Origin of the sequence: Pseudomonas sp. DE0157 (genome assembly GCF_007678615.1) — a bacterium.
Classification (GTDB): domain Bacteria; phylum Pseudomonadota; class Gammaproteobacteria; order Pseudomonadales; family Pseudomonadaceae; genus Aquipseudomonas; species Aquipseudomonas parafulva_B.
In genome coordinates this window covers 111,390-126,583 of sequence record NZ_VEJN01000004.1, presented here as the reverse complement: position 1 = coordinate 126,583, position 15,194 = coordinate 111,390, and the positions used below count along the sequence as shown (strand labels likewise).

Here is a 15,194-nt window from a genome sequence, read left to right as displayed (position 1 = left end):
TGGAGTCCTTGCAGAGGGACATAGGGATGGCAAGCGGTAAAGTCAAGTGGTTCAACAACGCCAAAGGGTATGGATTCGTGGTCGAGGACGGCAAGAGCGAAGACCTCTTTGCCCATTTTTCCGCAATCCAGATGGATGGCTACAAGACACTCAAGGCCGGGCAGTCCGTTCAGTTCGATGTCATCCAGGGCCCGAAGGGACTGCATGCTGTCAACATCCGTACCGAGGAAGCCGTGCAGGCGCTGTCACGTGACGCGACGCCGGTAGCCAGCACTGTGGGTGCGTGACGCCCGTATTTCCATCCTCGGAGGATCGTACGCACGATGATCACCAGCGTGCGGCGTATCTGTACGCATGAAGTTACAACTTCTTCATCCAGACTATCCTTAGCGCCTGCACGGGCTGTGATGCAGCTCCGTGCGACAACCGGTCACATTGTCGCTACGTCTTTGGTCTTATAAATGGGCCGATATCACTCAGTCTTGATGATTAGGCTGATTGGTTTGATATACTGCCCCGCGACCGCAGGGTCACCGGGGCGATCCCTAGGAAAATGCGGACCGTCCCAGGCCATCTCAGGCCACTAAGCCCGGGTTGTTACCGCAGCTCGGCACTTGACGCTCGACTGATGCATCCACCATCACAGCTCGCAGCCTCTCGACTTTCCGCCCATGGCGCTGCCAGGGCGGTGCGCCTACCCGGTGCACCACGAGACTCGAGCACGCTCAGCACACAGAGAGTTAGCCCGCATGCCCACCCGTTCCAAGATCATCTATACCTTCACCGACGAAGCTCCCGCCCTCGCCACCTACTCGCTGCTGCCGATCATCGAAGCCTTCACCGCTTGCGCTGACATTGCCGTCGAAACCCGCGACATCTCCCTGGCAGGCCGTATTCTTGCAGCCTTCCCGGAGCAACTCGGCGCAGAGAAACAGGTAGGCGATCACCTGGCGGAACTGGGCCAGCTGGCCACCACCCCTGAAGCCAACATCATCAAGCTGCCTAACATCAGCGCCTCGGTCCCGCAGCTCAAGGCTGCGATCAAGGAGCTGCAAGGCAAGGGCTTCAACATCCCGGACTACGCCGACGAACCGGCTACCGCCGAGGAAAAGGAATCACGCACCCGCTACGACCGCATCAAGGGTTCGGCCGTGAACCCGGTCCTGCGCGAAGGCAACTCCGACCGCCGCGCACCGCTGTCGGTGAAGAACTACGCACGCAAGCACCCTCACAAGATGGGCGCCTGGGCGGCCGACTCCAAGTCGCACGTGGCTCACATGAGCCAAGGCGACTTCTACGGCAGCGAGAAGGCTGCACTGATCGAGGCTGACGACAGCCTGCGCATCGAGCTGGTCGGCGCCGACGGCACCACCACCGTTCTGAAAGAAAAAACTGCCGTCAAGGCAGCTGAGATCATCGACTGCGCCACCATGAGCCGCAAGGCCCTCAAGGCCTTCGTCGCCGAGCAGATCGCCGACGCCAAGGCATCGGGCGTGCTGCTGTCGGTGCACCTGAAAGCGACCATGATGAAGGTTTCCGACCCGATCATGTTCGGCGTCATCGTCGAAGAATTCTATAACGATGTACTGGCCAAGCACGCTGCCGCCCTGGCCGACGTAGGCTTCAATGCCAACAACGGCATCGGCGACCTGTACGCCCGCATCAAGGACTTGCCAGCCGAGAAGCAGGCCGAAATCGAAGCGGACATCCAGGCCCTGTACGCCGAGCGCCCTGCCCTGGCGATGGTCAACTCCGATAAAGGCATCACCAACCTGCACGTGCCAAGCGACGTGATCGTCGACGCCTCGATGCCGGCCATGATCCGTGATTCGGGCAAGATGTGGAACAGCGCAGGCGAGCTGCAGGACGCCAAGGCGATCATCCCTGACCGCTGCTACGCTGGCATCTACCAGGCCACCATCGAAGACTGCAAGGCCAATGGCGCCTTCGACCCGACCACCATGGGCAGCGTGCCGAACGTTGGCCTGATGGCGCAGAAAGCCGAGGAATACGGCTCCCACGACAAGACCTTCCAGATCAAGACCGATGGCGTGGTGCGCGTTGTCGACACCAAGGGCAACCTGGTGCTGGAACAGCAGGTCGAAGCGGGCGACATCTTCCGCATGTGCCAGGTCAAGGATGCGCCGATCCAGGATTGGGTCAAGCTGGCTGTCAACCGCGCCCGCCTGAGCGATACCCCGGCCGTGTTCTGGCTGGACCCGGCTCGCGCCCACGACAGCGCCATGATCGAGAAGGTGCAGACCTACCTCAAGGACCACGACACGTCCGGCCTTGATATCCGCATCATGTCCCCGGTCGAGGCCATCAAGTTCTCCCTGGCTCGCATCCGCGAAGGCAAGGACACCATCTCGGTGACCGGCAACGTGCTGCGCGACTACCTCACCGACCTGTTCCCGATCATGGAACTGGGCACAAGCGCCAAGATGCTGTCGATCGTACCGCTGATGAATGGTGGCGGTCTGTTCGAAACCGGCGCTGGCGGCTCGGCACCCAAGCACGTGCAGCAGTTGGTGGAAGAGAACTTCCTGCGCTGGGACTCGCTGGGTGAATTCCTGGCCCTGGCCGCATCCCTGGAGCACCTGGGCAACACCTACGACAACCCACGCGCCAAGGTGCTGGCCCAGACCCTGGATCAGGCGACCGGCAAGTTCCTGGACACCAACAAGTCGCCTTCGCGCAAGGTCGGCGGCATCGACAACCGCGGCAGCCATTTCTACCTGACCCTGTACTGGGCACAAGCACTGGCAGCCCAGGACGACGATGCGGCCCTGAAAGCTCGCTTCGCTCCGCTGGCCAAGGCCTTGAGCGACAACGAAGAAAAAATCGTTGCCGAACTCAACGCTGTCCAGGGCAAGCCAGTGGACATCGGTGGCTACTACGCCCCTGACGCCGACCTGACTGCCAAGGTCATGCGCCCAAGCCAGACCCTGAACAGCGCCATCGCTGCCCTGTAAGGCTCGCTTGACGTAACCCACGAACCCCGGCCACGCACCGGGGTTTGTGCTTTCTGGGCCGCAGAACGGCCAACTCGCTCACCCTGGAGCATTGCATGACCTGGCACCCCCATATCACCGTCGCCACCGTTGTCGAAGACAACGGCAGGTTTCTGTTTGTCGAAGAGTTCAAGGCCGGGAAACATGTTTTCAACCAGCCTGCCGGTCACCTGGAACCCAATGAAACCCTGGCCCAGGCGGCGCTGCGTGAAACCTTGGAAGAAACGGCCTGGGAAGTCGAGCTGACCGGACTGGTTGGCATCTACCTGTATACGGCCCCGAGCAACGGCGTGACCTACCAGCGCATCTGCTTTGCCGCCCGCCCGGTCCGTCATCGGGTCGACAGCCCCCTGGACAGCGATATCGAGCGCGCCTTGTGGCTGACGCGTGACGAGCTGCTCGCCGACCCCGCGCGCTGGCGCAGTGAACTGGTGCCACGCTGCCTTGACGACTACCTGCAAGGCCCGCTGCACAGCCTCGACCTGCTGCGCGACTGACGCGCCGCTGCGGGTTTGGTAGTATCGGCGTTTTTCCTCTTGATCTACATCGGTAACCATGACCAGCCCAGCACTCAAAGACCCCGCCAAGACCCGCGTCATCGTCGGCATGTCCGGCGGCGTGGACTCTTCCGTCTCCGCCCTTCTGCTCATGGAGCAGGGCTACCAGGTGGAAGGGCTGTTCATGAAGAACTGGGAAGAGGACGACGGCACCGAATACTGCACGGCCCGTGAAGACTTGGCAGATGCCCAGGCTGTTTGCGACCGCATCGGCATCACCCTGCACACCGCCAATTTCGCGGCCGAGTACTGGGACAACGTGTTCGAGCACTTCCTTGAGGAATACAAGGCCGGCCGCACCCCGAACCCCGACATCCTCTGCAACCGCGAGATCAAGTTCAAGGCCTTCCTGGACTACGCCCTGTCCCTGGGCGCCGACCTGATCGCCACCGGTCACTATGTGCGCCGCCGCGACACGGGCGAGCTGACCCAATTACTCAAAGGCCTGGACCCGAACAAGGACCAGAGCTATTTCCTGCATGCCGTGGGCGGCAAGGAAATCGCCCGCACCTTGTTCCCGGTGGGTGAGTTGAAAAAACCCGAGGTGCGCGCCATTGCCGAGAAACACGGCCTGGCCACAGCCAAGAAGAAAGACTCCACCGGCATCTGCTTCATCGGTGAGCGGCGTTTCAGCGACTTCCTCAAGCAGTACCTGCCGGCCCAACCCGGCGACATCGAAACCACCGACGGTGACGTGATCGGTCGCCATCATGGCCTCATGTACCACACCATTGGCCAGCGCCAGGGCCTGGGTATCGGCGGTCTGAAGGATGCCGGGGACGAGCCTTGGTATGTACTGCACAAGGACCTGACCCGCAATGTGCTCGTGGTCGGCCAAGGCAATGAACACCCTTGGTTGTTCTCCCGCGCCCTGCTGGCTTCCGAAATCTTCTGGGTGAACCCGGTCGACCTCGACAGCCCACGCCAGCTCACTGCCAAGGTTCGCTACCGACAACACGACCAGCAGTGCACCCTTCACCGCACGGCCACTGGTTATCGGGCCGTGTTCGATGAGCCGCAGCGCGCCGTCACGCCTGGCCAGTCGGTGGTGTTCTATGACGGCGAGGTCTGCCTGGGCGGCGGTGTGATCGAAGCAGCCGAGCCCTGGAGCCCACGCTCGTGAACCGCGTGCAGGAACAGTTGATCGCGCTGGGTGGCGTGTTCCAGGCGGCCGTGCTGGTGGACCGCATCGCCCGTACCGGGCAGGCCAGCGAAGCCGATATCGGCTGCATGCTGGGCAGCCTGCTGGTGCGCGACCCCAAGGATACGCTGGAGGTATTCGGTGGCGACGACCTGAACTTGCGCGACGGTTACCGCGCACTGGTCGGGGCGCTGGAGCGCGACCCCAGCAGCCTGCAGCGCGAGCCTTTGCGTTATGCCTTGTCAATGCTGGGCCTGGAGCGGCAGTTGAACAAGCGCGGCGACCTGCTCGAGACCATCGGCAACCGCCTGCCGCAGATCCAGTCCCAGGCCGATCACTTCGGCCTGGTGCACGAGAACGTCATTGCGTCGAGCGGCGCGCTGTACCAGGACACCTTGAGCACCTTGCGTCAGCGCATCCAGGTGCACGGCGACATGCGCTTCCTGCAACAGCCCAACAACGCCTCCAAGATCCGTGCGTTGCTCCTGGCCGGTATCCGCGCTGCACGGCTATGGCGTCAGCTGGGCGGGCACCGCTGGCAATTGGTGTTCAGCCGGCGCAAATTGCTCAAAGAGCTTTACGACATGATGCGCACAGCGCCCTGAGACCCGCCCACCTACCCAGGCGCGCAGACCCGAACCTTTTTGGCTGACCACATCCCTGGTAGGAGGGGCCTTGTGCCCCAATGGGCTGCACGGCAGCCCCGACGCGCGCTCACAGAGATCAGTCATGGCGTTTTCCCCGCTACCGAATCGGTGCAGCGCCCGCTCAGCAAACCGAGCAGATTCAAGCAACCTTTGGTCAGCCCCCCGACTCCAGCGCATTTTTCATGTATGATATGCGCCCTCCAAAAGCCTGACTGTCCGAGAACACCCCATGCAGCTTTCTTCGCTCACTGCGGTTTCCCCTGTAGACGGCCGTTACGCCGGCAAAACCCAGGCCTTGCGCCCCATCTTCAGCGAATTCGGCCTGATCCGTTTCCGCGCCCTGGTCGAAGTGCGCTGGTTGCAGCGCCTGGCCGCCCACCCGCAGATCAGCGAAGTGCCGGCGTTCTCCGCCGAAGCCACCGCGCTGCTGGACAATCTAGCCACCGATTTCAAGCTCGAGCACGCCGAGCGAGTCAAGGAAATCGAGCGCACCACCAACCATGACGTCAAGGCGATCGAATACCTCCTCAAGGAGCAGGCCGCTCAACTGCCTGAGCTGGCCAAGGTCAGCGAATTCATCCACTTCGCCTGCACCAGCGAGGACATCAACAACCTGTCCCACGCCCTGATGCTGCGCGCCGGCCGTGACGAGGTGCTGTTGCCGCTGATGCGCCAGATCGCCGACGCCATTCGCGCCCTGGCCCATGCCCACGCCGACGTGCCGATGCTCTCGCGCACCCATGGCCAGCCTGCCTCCCCGACTACCCTCGGCAAGGAGCTGGCCAACGTCGTGTACCGCCTGGAACGCCAGATCGCCCAGGTCGCTGCCGTGCCGCTGATGGGCAAGATCAACGGCGCCGTGGGCAACTACAACGCCCATCTGTCGGCCTACTCGCAGATCGACTGGGAGCAGAACGCCCGCGCCTTCATCGAAGACGAGCTGGGCTTGCAGTTCAACCCCTACACCACCCAGATCGAGCCGCACGACTACATCGCCGAGCTGTTCGACGCCATCGCGCGCTTCAACACCATCCTCATCGATTTCGATCGGGACGTGTGGGGCTACATTTCGCTGGGCTACTTCAAGCAGAAGACCGTTGCCGGCGAAATCGGCTCTTCGACCATGCCGCACAAGGTCAACCCCATCGACTTCGAAAACTCCGAAGGTAACCTGGGCATCGCCAACGCCCTGTTCCAGCACCTGGCCAGCAAGCTGCCGGTTTCGCGCTGGCAGCGTGACCTGACCGACTCCACCGTGCTGCGCAACCTGGGCGTGGGCTTTGCCCATAGCGTCATCGCGTATGAAGCCAGCCTCAAAGGCATCGGCAAGCTCGAAGTGAACCATGCCCGCATCGCGGCCGACCTGGATGCCTGCTGGGAAGTGCTGGCCGAGCCGATCCAAACCGTCATGCGTCGCTTCAACATCGAGAACCCCTACGAGAAGCTCAAAGAGCTGACCCGCGGTAAAGGCATCACGCCAGACGCCCTGCTCAGCTTCATCGATGGGCTGGACATGCCCGCCGAAGCCAAGGCCGAACTCAAGCAACTCACCCCCGCTACCTACATCGGTAACGCGGCAGCGCAGGCAAAACGCGTCTAACGCGCGCTCTGCGCCCAACGCCCGGCCTGGCCGGGCGTTTTTATTCCCGTCTGAAAATTACGTTTTTTCAATAGGTTGAAGATGAATCCTGATACTCCACTGCAGCTGCTGGGCGGCATTACGGCCCGTGAATTCATGCGCGACTACTGGCAGAAAAAGCCGCTGCTGGTGCGCCAGGCCTTCCCCGATTTCATCAGCCCGATCGATCCGGACGAGCTGGCTGGCCTGGCGCTGGAGGATGAAGTCGAGTCCCGTATCGTGCTCGAGCACGGCGCGCACCCGTGGGAGATGCGCCGCGGCCCGTTCAACGAGGACACGTTTGCCGAGCTGCCAGAACAGGACTGGACGCTGCTGGTACAAGCCGTAGACCAGTTCGTACCGGAAGTTGCAGAGCTGCTGGAGAACTTCCGCTTCCTGCCCAGCTGGCGCATCGACGACGTCATGATCAGCTTCGCAGCCCCCGGCGGCAGCGTTGGTCCGCACTTCGACAACTACGACGTGTTCCTGCTGCAAGGCCATGGGCAGCGCAACTGGAAGATCGGGCAGATGTGCGACAGTGACAGCGCCCTGCTCGAACACAGCGACCTGCGCATCCTGGCCGATTTCGAGCAAAGCGGCGAGTGGACCCTGGAGCCTGGCGACATGCTGTACCTGCCGCCGCGCCTGGCTCACTACGGGGTTGCCGTGGACGAATGCCTGACCTACTCGGTCGGTTTCCGCGCACCGAGCGCCGCCGAGGTGCTCACCCACTTCACCGACTTCCTCGGCCAGTTTCTGCCGGACGAAGAGCGCTACAGCGACGCCGATGCACAGCCGGTCAGCGACCCTCACCAGATCCAGCATGATGCCCTGGACCGCCTCAAGGCCCTGCTGGACAAGCACATGGGGGACAAGGATTTGCTGTTGACCTGGTTTGGCCAGTTCATGACCGAGCCGCGTTATCCGGAGCAGATCGTTGGCGAAGAATTGTCCGAGCAGGAACTGCTCAACGCCTTGCAGCAGGGCGCCATCCTGATTCGCAACCCGAGCGCCCGCATGGCCTGGTCCGAGTTCGAGAGCGATTTGTTGCTGTTCGCCAGCGGACGTAGCTGCCCGCTGCCTGGAAAGCTGCGCGACCTGCTCAAGCTGGTATGTGCTGCCGACGCCTTGCATATCGAGAATCTCGGCCAGTGGTTGCAGGATGAAGATGCAGTGATGCTGATCCAGCAGTTGGTCAAGCAAGGCAGCCTGGGTTTCGCCGATGAATAAGATTCGGGTGCGCCTGGCCGATTGGGTCAAGGACAACGCCGACATTCGCCGCATCCGTGAGGCGGTGTTCGTCGCCGAGCAGCACATACCGGTCGAACTGGAGTTCGACTCCGAAGACCAGGATGCCTTGCATTTCCTGGCTCTGGAGGGCGACTACCCGATCGGCACCGCGCGCTTGCTCGCCGATGGCACCATCGGCCGAATCTCGGTGCTCAAGGATTGGCGCGGCTTGAAAGTGGGCGACGCGCTGGTCAATGCCGTCATCACCGAAGCGCAAGGCCGTGACCTCAAGCCGCAACGGCTGAGCGCGCAGGTGCACGCCACACCGTTCTATGAGCGGCTGGGCTTCAAAGTGGTCAGCGAGGAGTTTCTCGAAGCCGGCATCCCTCACGTAGACATGGTGCGCGAGTCGCACTTGCCTTCGTGAAACGTGCCAGGCCTGCGTGCCTCTGAACCACGGCGTGCTGGGGTGATTGCCGCTCTTGTCCATACGGGAGCGGCTCGAGCCCACGTGCCCAGGTGTCCCGGTCAGAAGCTGCTTGCCGGCCGCAGGCTGACCGGTAGCCGTATTCAATCACGCTGATATCGCGCCAATCCTGTGCCGGCTCTTATCGGCCGGCACATCCGGATACGCCTTGCACTGTACATCCATCCACATAAAACTTGCCTACTTCGTTGCGCACCCGCATCCTAGCGCTCATATCCATCGATGAAGCGTCAGTGGCCATGCGGCTGTTTCTGTGTGAAAAACCCTCCCAGGCAAAAGACATCGCCAAAGTGCTCGGCGCCAATCGCAAAGGCGATGGCTGTTGGCAAGGCACCGACGTGTGCGTGACCTGGTGCATTGGCCATCTGCTGGAAACGGCCCCACCCGACAGCTATGACGAGCGCTACAAGCGCTGGACCCTGGCCGACCTGCCGATCATCCCGCAACAGTGGAAGATGCTGGTCAAGCCCAAGACCGCCAGCCAGTACAAGGCGGTTAAGCGTTTGTTGGGCGAAGCCCGCGAGTTGGTCATCGCAACCGATGCCGACCGCGAAGGCGAAATGATTGCCCGCGAGTTGGTCGAACACTGTCGCTACCGTGGCCCGGTACAACGCCTCTGGTTGTCCGCGCTCGATGATGCGTCGATTCGCAAGGCGCTGGCCCGCCTGCTGCCGGGGCAGGAAACCTTCAACCTTTACCACTCGGCGCTGGGCCGTTCACGTGCCGACTGGCTGATCGGGATGAACATGAGCCGGCTGTTCACGCTGCTGGGGCGTCAGTCCGGCTACCAGGGCGTACTCCCGGTGGGTCGTGTGCAAACGCCGACCCTGCGCCTGGTAGTGGACCGAGACCGCAGCATCGCACAGTTCGTACCCGTGCCCTTCTGGGCCATCGATGTCCGTCTAAGCCACGCCAACCAGGCGTTCATGGCCCAGTGGCGGGCGCCGAAGGATGCCTGCGACGACCAGGGTCGCTGCCTGAACCAGGCATTGGCGCAGCAAGCAGCTGCCGCCATCGAGCAGGCCGGTGTTGCCCAGGCCGTTAAAATTACAACGGAACGTGTACGCGAAGCCGCACCCCTGCCCTTTGACCTCGGTACCCTGCAAGAGCTGTGCTCGAAAAAGTTCGGCCTGGGCGCTCAGGAAACCCTGGATATCGCCCAGGCGCTCTACGAGACCCACAAGCTGATCACCTACCCGCGCAGCGACTGCGGTTACCTGCCGCTGAGCCAGCATGGGGAAGCGCCGGTCATTCTGGCGGCGCTGCAGCGGGCCGATGCCAGCCTGGCCCCCTTGCAACCTCATCTTGAGCCCCAGCGCCGTTCACGTGCCTGGAACGATACCAAGGTCAGTGCCCACCACGGCATCATACCGACGGTCGCCGCCAGCGACCCAGGGCGCCTGCCAGCCAAGCACAAGTCGGTGTACACCCTGATCCGTGCGCGTTACCTGGCACAGTTTCTACCCCACCATGAATACGACCGCACCCAGGCAGACTTCGACTGCGCAGGCCACGCCTTGCGCGCCGTGGGTAAGCAGATCGTCGAGCCAGGCTGGCGTCGCGCCCTGCCAGAAGCCTTGACGCCAGCCAAGGGCCGCGAAGCCGCCCCGCCCCAGGTACTCCCAACGTTGCGCGAGGGCCAAGCCTGCGCGGTCCAGGATGTCCAGCTCAAAGACCTGTGGACCCAACCACCCAAGCCCTTCACCGAAGGCGACCTGATCAAGGCCATGAAGAACGTGGCCAAGCTGGTGGACGACCCTCGGCTTAAGCAGAAGCTCAAGGAAACCACTGGGATCGGTACCGAGGCCACCCGTGCCAGCATCATCCAGGGCCTGCTGGACCGAGGTTACCTGGTCAAAAGTGGCAAGGCGCTGGCAGCAACGCCTGCCGCTTTCAGCCTGATCGACGCCGTACCCCGCGCCATCGCCGACCCCGGCACCACTGCCATCTGGGAGCAGGCACTGGACATGGTGCAAAGCGGCGACATGAGCCTGGAAGAATTCGTGGCCCGGCAATCGGCCTGGATGGGCAAGCTGGTAGAACGTTGCCGCGGTCTGCGCATGACCATTACTGGGCCGGCGGCGGGCGCTGCCCCGCCCTGGAAGAAAAAGCGCAGAAGCAGCGGTAAGGCCCGATCAACGTCAGGTAAGGCAGCAGGCCCCAAAAGTGGCGCAAGTAAAGCCAGGCAACCGAGGAAGAAGCCCACATGAACCTGTCGGTGCAGGCCATAGCGGGCGGATTGGGCGGCATCTGCTAGATTTCCCTGGACCTGTTCCACTGTGGAGTTGCCCATGAGCCTGGACTCGGAACGCACGCCTGCGCAAACGAGCTTCCCGAATGTACTCGCTGAAGTTCGCACCTTTCGTGCCCGGTATCCCGACGTGCGCCATGTCGACCTGATCAGCCTCGACATCCCAGGCCATTTCTATGGCAAGCGCTACCCGATCGACATGCTTGAGAAGGTCGCCGCCGGTAGCCCGCTCAAACTGCCCCAGAACGCGGTGCTACTCGGCACCCAGGGTGGCCTGTTCCAGATCGGCGACTACTGCTTCAACGACGGCGACCCTGACGCCCTGCGCCGGCTGGTGCCCGGCACATTGAAGCCCGTCACATGGGAAGCGCAGCCCTTGGGGCAGATGCTGATCAGCAGCGATGCAACGCCAGCGCCCATCGCGTTCGAGCCTCGTGAGGTGCTGGCGCGTGTTCTGCAACGCCTGGCACGCCGCGGGATTCATCCGGTCGTGGCGTTCGAGCTGGAGTTCTATCTGTTCGACCGCGCGCTCAAAGCGGGCCTGCCGCAGTTTCCTCGCGACCCGCTGAGCGCCGATGAGGACGACCAGCCCAACTTGCACATCGAGCGCTTGAGCCGCTTCGCAGACGTACTGCATGACATGGTTGCCACAGCCAACGTGCAGGGCGTGGATGCCAACGTCATCACCGCCGAGCTGGGGCCAGGCCAGTTCGAGATCAATTTCGGACACTGCACCGACGGGCTGCAAGCCGCGGACTGGGCGGCGTTGTTCAGCCGTAGTACGCGCGGTGTAGCACGCAAGCACGGCCACCGCGCCTCGTTCATGAGCAAACCCTACCTGCATGCGCCCGGCAGTGGCATGCATGTGCATGTCAGCCTGTATGACGAGGGAGGCACCAACCTGCTGGCCGCCGATGGTCAGCGTCCGCTGCGCCATGCAGTAGCCGGATGCCTGTCTCTGCTGCCCTATTGCATGCCAATCTTCGCCGCCAACCACAATGCATTTCGCCGTTACGGCGCCATGGTCAACGCCGCCAGCCGGGCCAGCTGGGGGTACGAAGACCGCGATGCCTGTATTCGCATCCCCGAATCCGATGCCCGCAACTTGCGCATCGAACATCGTCTGGCCGGCGCCGATGCCAACCCCTACCTGGTGCTGGCCGCCATCCTGTGCGGCCTGGAGCAGGGCCTTGACGCCGCGCAGGAACCCATCGCACCGTTGAACGACGACCGCACCAGCGGCATCGACTTTCCCAAGGACATGCTCAGCGCAGTGACGGCCATGCAGCACGCGCCTGCGGTGATCGAAGGCTTGGGGGCCGAATTCGTTAAGGTGTACTGCGAAAACAAGCGCCAGGACCACCTGGCGTTCATGCATGAGATCAGTGCTCGCGAGTACCGCTGGTTCCTGTGATCACGACCGTATCGTGCTGGCGCGGGTACCTCGATCAACACCCGCGTTGGCACTTGCACGGTAGGGGTATTAACATGTCCCGCTTATCGAGCGGCGTTTTGTCGCATACCGTCACATTGCCTGCCAGATTCCCATGCCATTCGAACTTACCGTAGAACCCTTGACCCTGCTCATCCTGGCAGTGGTCGCTTTCGTCGCCGGTTTCATCGATGCCATCGCGGGCGGCGGCGGCCTGCTGACCACGCCCGCCCTGCTGACAGCCGGCATGCCGCCTCACCTGGTACTGGGCACCAACAAGCTCAGCTCCACGTTCGGCTCGGCCACGGCCGGCCTGACGTACTACAGGCGCAAGCTCTTTCACCCGGTGCAGTGGCGTCGTGCCCTGTTCGGCACCTTGGCCGGGGCCCTGCTAGGGGCGGTCGTTGCGCACTACATGCCCGCCGAATGGTTGAACAAGATGCTGCCGGTGATCGTGTTCGCCTGCGGCCTGTACCTGTTGTTCGGCGGTACGCCAAAGGCGCCACTGGACGCCGATGCCCCGATTCGCAAGAAGTGGCAGCTGCCGCAAGGCCTGACCCTGGGCTTTTATGACGGCGTGGCTGGGCCGGGTACAGGTGCGTTCTGGACGGTCAGTACCCTGCTGCTCTATCCCATCGACCTGGTTCGCGCCAGTGGCGTGGCCCGCAGCATGAACTTCGTCAGCAACATCGCAGCCCTGACGGTGTTCGTGATTTCCGGGCAGGTGGACTACATCGTCGGCCTGTGCATGGGCCTGTCGGTCATGGTCGGCGCCTTCTTCGGCGCCAGAACGGCAATCAGCGGCGGCAGCAAGTTCATCCGCCCTGTGTTCATCACCGTGGTGCTGGCCCTGACCGTGCGCCTGGCCTGGCAGCACTGGTTTGGCCAGGCGTGATACGCCAGCCAGGGACTGCACGCATAACGGCTTAGGAGCCGCGCCCTCTGGAGCGGGCCTGATCGGTCACTGTCCGGGGAAAGCAGGTTCGGCATGGCCCAGTCGGCGGGCTACGTACAGGTCGATCAGGTAACGGGCAATCGACCGCCCCGCCGGCAGCGGCGGCAGGTCGTGCACATTGAACCAGCGGGCGTCCTCGATTTCATCCGGCTGCATGACGATGTCGCCACCGGCGTATTGGGCATGAAAGCCCAGCATCATCGAGTGCGGGAAGGGCCAGCACTGGCTACCCACGTACTGGATGTTCTTGACCTCCAGCGCCACCTCTTCGCGCACCTCGCGCACCAGGCAGTCTTCGGCCGACTCGCCGGGTTCGGCGAAGCCTGCCAGGGTACTGTACACACCTGCCACGAAACGCGGCGAGCGTGCCAACAGGACCTCGTCGCCCCGTGTAATCAACACGATCATGCTGGGCGAGATGCGTGGGTAGCTGCGCAGGTCGCACGCGCTGCAGTGCATGGCGCGCTCCCAGCGAATTTGCGACATGGGCTGGCCGCAACTGCCGCAGAATCGATGTTCGCGCGCCCAAGTGCCGATCTGCGCGGCATAACCCAGGACCGTGTAGGTCTCGGCATCCCCTTCAAGCATGAACGTACGCAGGCCGCGCCAGCTGCAACCGGCTATTTGGGCGGCCTTGGCGAGCTCAAGTAGAAACACCGGCTGGCCGTCGAAGTGGCCGATGCCGTGCTCGCACAGCACATCCAGCCCCTGGCGCTTGAGCCAGTCGCGCTGGAACAACGCGCCCTCTTCCCCAACCAGAAAACCCTCCGGGCTGTGGGCCACGGCCAGTCCGGCGGGCGTTTGCGGGTCGAGTACTGCGGTCGTCCAGCGTGCTGACATAAGGGCATTCCTGTGAGGTGCGCCCGTCGACTCTGTCAGTCGGCGAACGACGGTTTGTGTTTGTTCATGTGTGCGGCCATGGCCAGGCGCATGTCTTCGGACTGCAACATCGCCGCATTCCAGGTGGCGATGTACTCAAGGCCGTCGTCGATGCGGTGATCACGCATGTAGCTGAGCATGTGCTTGGTACCCGCCACGGCGATCGGTGATTTGGCTGCGATGTCCCGGGCAATGGCGAACACACCTTCGAGCAAGGCGGCCTGGTCATCGTAGACCCGGTTTACCAGGCCGATGCGCAGCGCCTCTTCGGCTTCGACGGTGCGTCCCGTGTAGGCCAGTTCCCGCATGATGCCGTCGTTGATGATGCGTGGCAAACGCTGCAGTGTGCCGACGTCCGCGGCCATGCCCATGTCGATCTCCTTGATGGAGAACTGCGCGTCACGGCTGCAATAGCGCATGTCGCAGGCTGACAGCAGGTCGATGGCCCCGCCGATGCAGTAGCCCTGCACCGCCGCCAGCACGGGCTTACGGCAGCGGTCGACGGCGTTGAACGAGGCTTGCAGGCTCAGGATGGTCTTGCGCAACGTCCGGGCGTTGCGCGAAGGGTCCTTGCCCATCTGCCCCGCGACCGAGGCCAGCATGGCCAGGTCGATACCGGCCGAGAAATGTTTTCCAGCGCCGCTGATGACCACGGCCCGTACCGCGTCGGTGTCATCCACCCACTGGAAGATCTCGATGATTTCCTCCCAGAACGCGGCATTCATGGCGTTGAGTTTTTCCGGGCGGTTGATCTGAACGTGGGCAATGCTCTCGTTCAGCTCGACCTTGAACGCGCTGTACTGGGTCACGGGCGACACTCCTGTGGGCTCTGGCAATGACAGCGATGGTAGCGCAGCCCGGTTGCCGTGCGTCTGCCAAAAGCGGGACTGCCGGAACGGGCGGACGGTCGAGGCCTGGCAACGAACGCGCGTACAACTTTTGCTCAAGGCAGGCATCGAATCTGTGTAAGCACTCACTCTCAG

General features: G+C 62.8%; 13 protein-coding genes. 11 read left to right on the top strand and 2 right to left on the bottom strand.

Features of this window, described 5'->3' with window-relative positions; all coding sequences use genetic code 11:
- Window positions 1–26: 26 nt before the first annotated feature.
- The 11 genes from cspD (at window position 27) to FS777_RS07215 (ending at window position 13,272) form a co-directional block, all read left to right on the top strand.
- Window positions 27–287, top strand: a complete 261-nt coding sequence (gene cspD, locus FS777_RS07265) for a cold shock domain-containing protein CspD (protein ID WP_145254748.1) — start codon at window positions 27–29, stop codon at window positions 285–287.
- Between the two features lie 462 nt (window positions 288–749).
- Window positions 750–2,975: an NADP-dependent isocitrate dehydrogenase gene (locus FS777_RS07260; RefSeq protein ID WP_078478341.1), complete on the top strand. Its 2,226-nt coding sequence runs from the start codon at window positions 750–752 to the stop codon at window positions 2,973–2,975.
- Between the two features lie 95 nt (window positions 2,976–3,070).
- A complete protein-coding gene (locus tag FS777_RS07255) occupies window positions 3,071–3,511 on the top strand; it encodes an NUDIX hydrolase (protein ID WP_058603468.1) in 441 nt (146 codons plus the stop codon).
- 58 nt (window positions 3,512–3,569) lie between these two features.
- Window positions 3,570–4,694, top strand: a complete 1,125-nt coding sequence (gene mnmA / locus FS777_RS07250) for a tRNA 2-thiouridine(34) synthase MnmA (RefSeq protein WP_145254745.1) — start codon at window positions 3,570–3,572, stop codon at window positions 4,692–4,694.
- The gene (hflD, locus tag FS777_RS07245) at window positions 4,691–5,317 is read left to right on the top strand and encodes a high frequency lysogenization protein HflD (protein ID WP_058637928.1); all 627 of its coding nucleotides are present in this window, start codon (window positions 4,691–4,693) and stop codon (window positions 5,315–5,317) included. Before mnmA ends, hflD begins: the two co-directional genes overlap by 4 nt.
- Before the next feature lie 271 nt (window positions 5,318–5,588).
- Window positions 5,589–6,959: an adenylosuccinate lyase gene (gene purB / locus FS777_RS07240; protein WP_145254742.1), complete on the top strand. Its 1,371-nt coding sequence runs from the start codon at window positions 5,589–5,591 to the stop codon at window positions 6,957–6,959.
- 81 nt (window positions 6,960–7,040) lie between these two features.
- Window positions 7,041–8,207: a cupin domain-containing protein gene (locus FS777_RS07235; RefSeq protein WP_145254738.1), complete on the top strand. Its 1,167-nt coding sequence runs from the start codon at window positions 7,041–7,043 to the stop codon at window positions 8,205–8,207.
- Complete coding sequence (locus tag FS777_RS07230; protein ID WP_058603472.1) at window positions 8,200–8,634, top strand: GNAT family N-acetyltransferase; 435 nt, start codon at window positions 8,200–8,202, stop codon at window positions 8,632–8,634. The genes FS777_RS07235 and FS777_RS07230 overlap by 8 nt, the downstream gene beginning before the upstream one ends.
- A 299-nt stretch (window positions 8,635–8,933) precedes the next feature.
- Window positions 8,934–10,904, top strand: coding sequence for a DNA topoisomerase III (locus FS777_RS07225; RefSeq protein WP_145254735.1), 1,971 nt, complete (start codon window positions 8,934–8,936; stop codon window positions 10,902–10,904).
- Window positions 10,905–10,985: 81 nt separating this feature from the next.
- Window positions 10,986–12,359: a glutamine synthetase family protein gene (locus FS777_RS07220; RefSeq protein ID WP_145254732.1), complete on the top strand. Its 1,374-nt coding sequence runs from the start codon at window positions 10,986–10,988 to the stop codon at window positions 12,357–12,359.
- A 133-nt stretch (window positions 12,360–12,492) separates the two neighbouring features.
- Window positions 12,493–13,272, top strand: a complete 780-nt coding sequence (locus FS777_RS07215; protein ID WP_058603474.1) for a TSUP family transporter — start codon at window positions 12,493–12,495, stop codon at window positions 13,270–13,272.
- A 66-nt stretch (window positions 13,273–13,338) separates the two neighbouring features.
- On the opposite strand, the gene nudC is transcribed toward FS777_RS07215, so the two are convergent.
- A complete protein-coding gene (gene nudC, locus FS777_RS07210; RefSeq protein ID WP_145254729.1) occupies window positions 13,339–14,172 on the bottom strand; it encodes an NAD(+) diphosphatase in 834 nt (277 codons plus the stop codon).
- Between the two features lie 35 nt (window positions 14,173–14,207).
- Window positions 14,208–15,020: a crotonase/enoyl-CoA hydratase family protein gene (locus FS777_RS07205; protein ID WP_145254726.1), complete on the bottom strand. Its 813-nt coding sequence runs from the start codon at window positions 15,018–15,020 to the stop codon at window positions 14,208–14,210.
- Window positions 15,021–15,194: the final 174 nt, after the last annotated feature.

Excerpts from the sequence above, each read along its gene's own strand:
- FS777_RS07260 (WP_078478341.1), top strand. The coding sequence starts at position 750 with ATGCCCACCCGTTCCAAGATCATCTATACCTTCACCGACGAAGCTCCC.
- mnmA (WP_145254745.1), top strand. The coding sequence starts at position 3,570 with ATGACCAGCCCAGCACTCAAAGACCCCGCCAAGACCCGCGTCATCGTC.
- nudC (WP_145254729.1), bottom strand. The coding sequence starts at position 14,172 with ATGTCAGCACGCTGGACGACCGCAGTACTCGACCCGCAAACGCCCGCC.
- purB (WP_145254742.1), top strand. The coding sequence starts at position 5,589 with ATGCAGCTTTCTTCGCTCACTGCGGTTTCCCCTGTAGACGGCCGTTAC.
- FS777_RS07230 (WP_058603472.1), top strand. The coding sequence starts at position 8,200 with ATGAATAAGATTCGGGTGCGCCTGGCCGATTGGGTCAAGGACAACGCC.
- FS777_RS07225 (WP_145254735.1), top strand. The coding sequence starts at position 8,934 with ATGCGGCTGTTTCTGTGTGAAAAACCCTCCCAGGCAAAAGACATCGCC.
- cspD (WP_145254748.1), top strand. The coding sequence starts at position 27 with ATGGCAAGCGGTAAAGTCAAGTGGTTCAACAACGCCAAAGGGTATGGA.
- FS777_RS07215 (WP_058603474.1), top strand. The coding sequence starts at position 12,493 with ATGCCATTCGAACTTACCGTAGAACCCTTGACCCTGCTCATCCTGGCA.
- FS777_RS07220 (WP_145254732.1), top strand. The coding sequence starts at position 10,986 with ATGAGCCTGGACTCGGAACGCACGCCTGCGCAAACGAGCTTCCCGAAT.
- FS777_RS07235 (WP_145254738.1), top strand. The coding sequence starts at position 7,041 with ATGAATCCTGATACTCCACTGCAGCTGCTGGGCGGCATTACGGCCCGT.
- FS777_RS07255 (WP_058603468.1), top strand. The coding sequence starts at position 3,071 with ATGACCTGGCACCCCCATATCACCGTCGCCACCGTTGTCGAAGACAAC.